Annotated in this window: 6 protein-coding genes; all 6 read right to left on the reverse strand. The window is 71.3% G+C overall.

Annotated features, from left to right (window positions below; all coding sequences use genetic code 11):
- Positions 1-140: 140 nt before the first annotated feature.
- The gene (locus ACK42S_RS14630; RefSeq protein WP_409709053.1) at positions 141-950 is read right to left on the reverse strand and encodes a hypothetical protein; all 810 of its coding nucleotides are present in this window, start codon (positions 948-950) and stop codon (positions 141-143) included.
- 22 nt (positions 951-972) lie between these two features.
- Entirely contained in the window at positions 973-1,605 is a 633-nt protein-coding gene (locus ACK42S_RS14635; RefSeq protein WP_409709056.1) for a DUF4390 domain-containing protein, read from the reverse strand.
- 18 nt (positions 1,606-1,623) lie between these two features.
- Positions 1,624-2,916 (reverse strand): 16S rRNA (cytosine(967)-C(5))-methyltransferase RsmB, encoded by a 1,293-nt coding sequence (rsmB, locus tag ACK42S_RS14640; RefSeq protein WP_409709059.1) that lies wholly within the window; start codon positions 2,914-2,916, stop codon positions 1,624-1,626.
- A 78-nt stretch (positions 2,917-2,994) separates the two neighbouring features.
- Positions 2,995-4,269, reverse strand: coding sequence for an FCSD flavin-binding domain-containing protein (locus tag ACK42S_RS14645; RefSeq protein ID WP_409709062.1), 1,275 nt, complete (start codon positions 4,267-4,269; stop codon positions 2,995-2,997).
- Positions 4,270-4,280: 11 nt separating this feature from the next.
- On the reverse strand, positions 4,281-4,595 hold the full coding sequence (locus ACK42S_RS14650; RefSeq protein ID WP_409709065.1) for a c-type cytochrome: 315 nt from the start codon (positions 4,593-4,595) through the stop codon (positions 4,281-4,283).
- 27 nt (positions 4,596-4,622) lie between these two features.
- Positions 4,623-6,281: M48 family metalloprotease (locus tag ACK42S_RS14655; protein WP_409709068.1), on the reverse strand; the 1,659-nt coding region annotated here is incomplete at its 5' end.

The raw sequence follows: 6,281 nt of genomic DNA on the forward strand, positions 1-6,281 counted from the left end.
GTCATGGTATTTCTGGGCAATAAAAAAGGCGACCCCTTTTTAGGAGTCGCCTTTTACACTCCCCCGCCCGGGCTCGGGGTTTCGTCGGTCCCTCCCCTCTGGGTCCCTCCCCGCCCCCCCCCTCGCTGCTGGTACTCGCGTTAGGCGTTTTGTACGGCCAGGGCGTTGGCCGCCAAGGTGGCAGGCAGCCGCTGGGTGGCCTGCAGGTAGCGGTCTTCGGGGGTGAGGCGAAAGCCCACCGTGGCCACGTAAGCCACGGCACGGATGCGTGGGGTGCCGGCGTCTTCGTCCAGGCCCTCGAGCTGGGTGGCAATGCGCTGGATGCGCGCCTGGCGCAGCAAGGTCGCCGGCGGCCGCTCGGGCGCCAAGGCTTCGCGCGACAGGCCGGCGCTGACCAAGATCTGCCCACTGCCGTCGAGCAAGGCGGTGTCCTCGGCGGCCAGTTGATCGCGGATGCGCTCCAGGCCCAAGGCGCTGGCCCCGCCGCCCGCATCGGCCAGGCGGTCGGCCGCCGCGCGGGTCTTGGCTGCAAAGTCGTTGACCAGGGTGTCGAGGGTGACGCGGCCAAGGTTCAGGCCCGCATCCAGGGCCCCTTCGACCTCGACGTCGAACCACGAGTCGATGCTGTTGGCCACGAACTGGTAGCTCACGGTGTAGAGCAGCACGCCGGGGATCACGCCCACCAGGGCAAAGATGCCGGCCAGCTTGGCCAGCAGCCGTGAGCCGAACTTGCCGCGGCGCACGCGCACGGCCAGGCGCACCGCGGCGATCGCGATGGCCAGGATGAGCACCGAGGCGATGATCGCGTTCAGGCCGAGCAGCCAGCCATAGTGCTGTTCATAGAGCCGGCGGTTGTCGCTGGCCAGCGCGAGCAGGAACATCAGCACCAGCGCCGCGCCGGAGACGGCCACGATGGACAGGATCCAGGCCCAGCGGGTGGCTTTGGTCACGGCCGTTCTCCTGGGACGGGGCTCAGGGGCGGTCGGGAATCACCAGCACGCTCTGGGCGGCGAGGTCCCATTGCGACTGGCCGCCGATGCCGATCTGGAAGGGCCGCGGCAAGGGGCTTGTGTCCAGGCGGAAGACCAGCTCGGCGTAATGGCGCTCGCCCGCAGCCAGGCGCGAGCGGTCGGCGATCTTCCAGCCGGCCGTGCGGTGCATGGTCCCCAGGGCCTCGTGCAGCGACTCGAACTGCTGGCTGAAGGCCCCGGACTGCACGCGGTAGCGGCGCGTGAGCGGCTGGTAGGTGATGCGCCAGGACAGGCTGGCCGAGGCCACGCGCAGGTCGCGCCAGTACCAGCGGCTGCGGTAGGTGGTCACCTCGGCCTCGAAGTGCAGCGGCACGCCTTTGATCAGGGCGTCCTCCACGGCGCGGGGCAGCTCGATGCGGGTGCTGAAGCTCAGCTCCAGCCCCTCGTCGTTGCGATCGATCTCGACCTCCGACAGCGTGATGCTGCCGTTCTGGGCCTGGGCCGGACGGTGCACGAGGCCGCCCCCCAAAACCAGGGCCAGCACCAGGGCGATCAGCGCGCGCAGCACGGCCGCCAGCCGCCGGCCGGCCGCGGGGCCGGGGGCATCGGTCGAACGCGGCGCGGCGGTCAGCACGGGAGGACGGTCCGGGGGTCAGGCGGGTTTTTCGATCAGGGCGTAGTAGAAGCCGTCGTGGTCGACGACGGCCAGGGATCCATTGTCGGTCACGGGCAGCGCATGGCCGGGCGCCGGACAGGCCCGGGCCCCAGGATGGCGTTGCAAAAATGCGTCGATCTGGGCACCGCCCTCGGCCCGGAAGACCGAACAGGTGCAGTACAGCAGGTGGCCCCCAGGCCGCAGCAGCGGCCACAGCGCGTCGAGCAGTTCACGCTGGACCGCGGCCAGCGCTTCGATGTCGCCCGGGCGGCGCAGCCAGCGGATGTCCGGATGGCGGCGCACGATGCCCGAGGCGCTGCACGGGGCGTCGAGCACGATGGCGTCGAAGGGGCGGCCGTCCCACCAGGCCGCCGTGTGGCGGGCGTCGGCCGCCTTCAGCGTGGCCTGCAGACCCAGACGGTCCAGGGTCTGGCCCACGCGCTGCAGGCGATCGGGGTCGCTGTCCAGGGCCAGCAGGTCCAGGTCGGCCGACTCCAGCAGGTGGGCCGTCTTGCCGCCCGGGGCAGCGCAAGCGTCGAGCACGCGCGCGCCTGGGGGCAGGCCCGCCCCCAGCAGCAGCGGCGCCGCCCACTGCGCGGCCAGGTCCTGCACCGAGCACAGGCCTTGCGCAAAACCAGGGATCTGCTCCACCGGCCGGGGGCGATCGAGCACCAGCCCCACCTCGCCCACCAGGCGGCTGGGCAGGCCGGCGTCGGCCAGTTGCCGGGCATAGGTGTCGCGGTCGATGCGGCGGCGGTTCACCCGCAAGGTCATCGGCGGGTGCTGTTGGGCGCAGGCCAGGAGGGCTTCCCATTGAGCCGGCCAGTCCTGGCGCAGCCGCTCGACCCACCAGGCGGGATGGTTCCACCGGGCTTCGGGGTCGGCCTCGATCGCCGCCAGGCAGGCGACCCGCTCGCGCAGGAAGCGGCGCAGCACGGCATTGACCAGGCCGGACGCGGCGCGGGCCTGTCGCTTGGCCGCCTCGACGGCCTGATCGACCAGGGTGTGCTCGTCGTAACCCGAGGCAGGGCCTTGCACGAGCAGGGCCAGGGCCGTGCACAGCAGCGCCTCCAGCGGCGGCGCCGGCGTGCGGGGCACGAGATGGCGGCGCAGCGCGCGGGCGCGGCCGAGCTCGCGCATCACGGCAAAGCTCAGGGCCTGGGTGCCGGCGCGGGCAGGGGTCGGAACGCGCGCCAGCGCGTCGGAGAGGGAGCGGCCCCGTCCGACGGCGAGCACGGCCTCGGCGGCGTGGCCGAGCAGGCGGGACAGCGGCAGGGAGGTCGGGTTCACGGGGTGAAGTCTAGGCGCAGGTGACAAAACAAAGGGCCGCTGCACGGCAGCGGCCCTCGGGGCGGCGGGGACGACGGGTCAGGCCAGGGTGTCGGCCCAGATGTTTTGCGCCCAGTTCCAGGCATAGATGCCTTCGAGCTCCGTGGGGCCGGGCGACACGCCGCCCGAGCCGGCCACGGTCTTGAAGGTCTTTTCAGCGGCGACATACTCGTGCACGCTGGCCACGTGGATGACGTTCTTGCCGTCCACGAAGCTGTAGCAGGTGTTGGTGAGCATCGGGGCCGGGTTGATGGCCCAGCCGCGCAGCTCAGCCACGATGGCCGCCGCGGCCACCTTGGCGTGCGAGTTGGCCATGTGGCCGCTCTTGGGCATCAGCGGGGCGGTCTGGATGGCGTCGCCCAGCACGTGGATGTCCTTGGCCGCGGTGGACTCGAAGTTCAGGAAATTCACATGGCACCAGCGCGCATTCGCGTTGGCCAGGCCGGTGTCCACCGCGATCTTGCCGGCGCGCATGGTGGGCAGCACGTTGAGCACGTCGGCCTTCACATCGTCGGCGATCTCGAACTTGATGGTCTTGGTCCGGGCGTCCACCGCGACCGCCTTGTGCTGCGGGCGGTATTCGATGATGCCCTTGTACTGCTCGGCCCAGACCTTCTTGAACAGCGGCCCCTTGGAGGTGACGTCCGGGTTGGCGTCGAGCAGCAGCACCTTGGAGCGCGGCTTGGCGCGCTTGAAGTAGTCGGCCACCTGGCACACCCGCTCGTAGGGCCCGGGCGGGCAGCGGTAGGGGGCCTCGGGCACGGTCATCGCGAAGACGCCGCCATCGGGCATGGCCTCGAGCTGGCGGCGCAGCGCCACGGTCTCGGGGCCGGCCTTCCAGGCCTGCAGGATCTGGCCGGCCTCATGGGCGGCTTTCAGGCCCTGGATGCTGTCGAAGACCAGGTCGATGCCCGGCGAAAGGATGAGCTTGTCATAGGCGATGGTGGGGCCGGAGGCCAGCACCGCGACCTTCTTGGCCGGATCGATGCGGGCCACCGTGTCGCGCACCAGGCGCACACCGTGGCGGCGCACGAGGTTGTCATAGGGCGTGGTGATCTCGGCCAGGGTGCGGTGGCCGCCCAGCACCAGGTTGGAGATGGGGCAGGACACGAAGGCGCTCTGGGGCTCGACCAGCACGACCTCGATCTGGTAGTCCGACAGCAGGCGCACATACTTGGCCGCCGTGGCGCCGCCATAGCCACCGCCCACCACCAGCACACGGGCCTTGGACGGCACGCCGGTGGTCGCGCAGGCGCTCAGGCCCAGCACGCCGGCGGCGGCGGCCCCTTGCAGGAAGGAACGTCGTTGCAGCATCGCGGGCCTCCTCACTTCTTCTGCGCGGCGAAATAGGCCGCGATCTGGTGGATCTGCTCGTCGCTGTAGCCCTTGGCGAGCTGGTGCATCACCGTGGCCGTGCGCGTGCCGGTCTTGAAGGCCTTCATCTGTTCGACGATGTAGACCTGCGGCATGCCCGCCAGCGCCGGCACCTGCGAGCCTTGCACCGCACGGCCGTCGGTGCCGTGGCAGTTGGCGCAGGTGGCCGCGAGACTGCGGATGTACAGGGCCTGCGCATCCTGCGCGGCTGCACCGCCGATGGCGGCGCAGGCCAGGGCGGCTGCGATCAAGGGTTTCGGACTCATCGTGCTGGCTCCTTCTCGTTGTTCGAATCAAGTCACTTCAATGTACTGGTCGGCCAGTGCCTGCGGCAACGGCACGCCCAGCAGCACCGCGGCCAGCCGCAAGGCGTCGGCCGCTTCGTCCACCAGGCGAGGGGCCCCGGCCTGACGCACCGCCGCATCGACCCAGGCGCGCACCAGCACCGGCCGCTGCATGGCCGAGAGCTGCGCGAGCCGCGCCCAGGCATGAGCCACCGCGTCGGCGTCGGGCGCCACCCATGCGGGCACGGGCTGAGGGGACCACAAGCCGCCCATCACCTCGAGGTACCACGCCGGTGGCCGGCCGTTCGCACACGCGGACGCATCGACCATTCTCGCCAGAAAGGCCGTGGCCGTGGTCACGTCCTTAGCCAAATGAGCAATATCGTTATCACCCGCGGGCGGGGGCGGTCGTTGCGCGGCCCCGCTGAGCAGGTGGCGCATCACCAACCAGCGCAGGCGGTCCATGGGGCTGACCTGGCCGTCGGCCTTCATGATGCGGCGCGCTGCCTCCACCAGACCCCGGCGCTCGGCCAGCGGGGCCTTGGCACTGCGACGCAGCATCATTTCCCACACCGGCAGCCGCGTGGCGTGGGTGAGCTGGGCGAGCTCGGCACGCACGTCCGCAGCCACGGCCAGCCCGGCGGTCTCCTCGGCCCAGGCCTGCCATTCGCGCTCCTGACCGGGTGTGACCAGCAGGCCCAGCACCGCCGCGCGGCGCTCGCCCGGGCCCTGCCAGCGCGCGATGCGCGCCAAGGCCTCGCGTTCGCGCTGCGCGGGGCTGTCCAGGGCCGGGGCCTGCGTGGCATCGTGGCGCCAGGCGTCTCGCCCCTGGCCCGCGGCGGGGGCTTCGGCCGGCAGCACGAGGTCCACGGCGTCGTCCCCCGCGGGGGGCACCAGACCGGCCATCGGCTGGGTGAGCGGGGCGTCGTCGTCCTCGGGCGGCAGCACGCGCGCGGCCAGGGGCACCACCTCGAAGCCATAGATGCGGCGGATGCGTTCGGCCAGCGGAGGGTGGGTGGCGAACAAGTCCCAGCGCAGACGCGAGACGAAGAACAGGTGGGAGAGGCTTTCGGCCTGGGCATGGTGGATGCGGTCGCTGCCACGCCAGGCCTGGTCGGCGATCTTGCGCAAGGCCCCGCCGATGCCCTCGATGTTGCGCGTGTACTTCACCGCCGAGGCATCGGCCAGGAACTCGCGCTGGCGCGACACGGCGGCCTTGAGCAGGCGTCCGGCGATCCAGCCCAGCGAGCCCACGGCCATCAGGGCCAGGCCGAACAGGACACCCGCCCCGCGCCGGCCGTGGGTGTCGGGCTCCACCAGCGAGCGGCCGAAGTTGTAGACCATCTGCAGGCCCCAGACCAGGCCGATCAGGCGCATGTTGAGCCGGGTGTCCCCATGGAAGAGGTGGCTGAACTCATGGGCCACGACCCCCTGCAGCTCATCACGCGTGAGCCGTTCCAGCGCCCCGCGGGTGACGGCGATGACCGCGTCGTCGCGGTCCCAGCCCGCAGCGAAGGCATTGATGGCCTGCTCGCGCTGCAGCACGTACACCGGCGGCGGTGTCATGCCTGCGGCCAGGGCCACCTCGTCGACCACGTTGCGCAGGCGCTTTTCGTACAGGTCGCCCACCCGTCCCTCGGGCGGATCGATGGGCGTGCCGCCGGCCAG

The organism is Caldimonas sp. (assembly GCF_046289365.1).
In the GTDB taxonomy this organism is placed as follows: domain Bacteria; phylum Pseudomonadota; class Gammaproteobacteria; order Burkholderiales; family Burkholderiaceae_C; genus Caldimonas.

Bases quoted from the DNA above. Each gene is read 5' to 3' on its own strand.
- ACK42S_RS14645 (WP_409709062.1), bottom strand. From the start codon at position 4,269: ATGCTGCAACGACGTTCCTTCCTGCAAGGGGCCGCCGCCGCCGGCGTG.
- ACK42S_RS14650 (WP_409709065.1), bottom strand. From the start codon at position 4,595: ATGAGTCCGAAACCCTTGATCGCAGCCGCCCTGGCCTGCGCCGCCATC.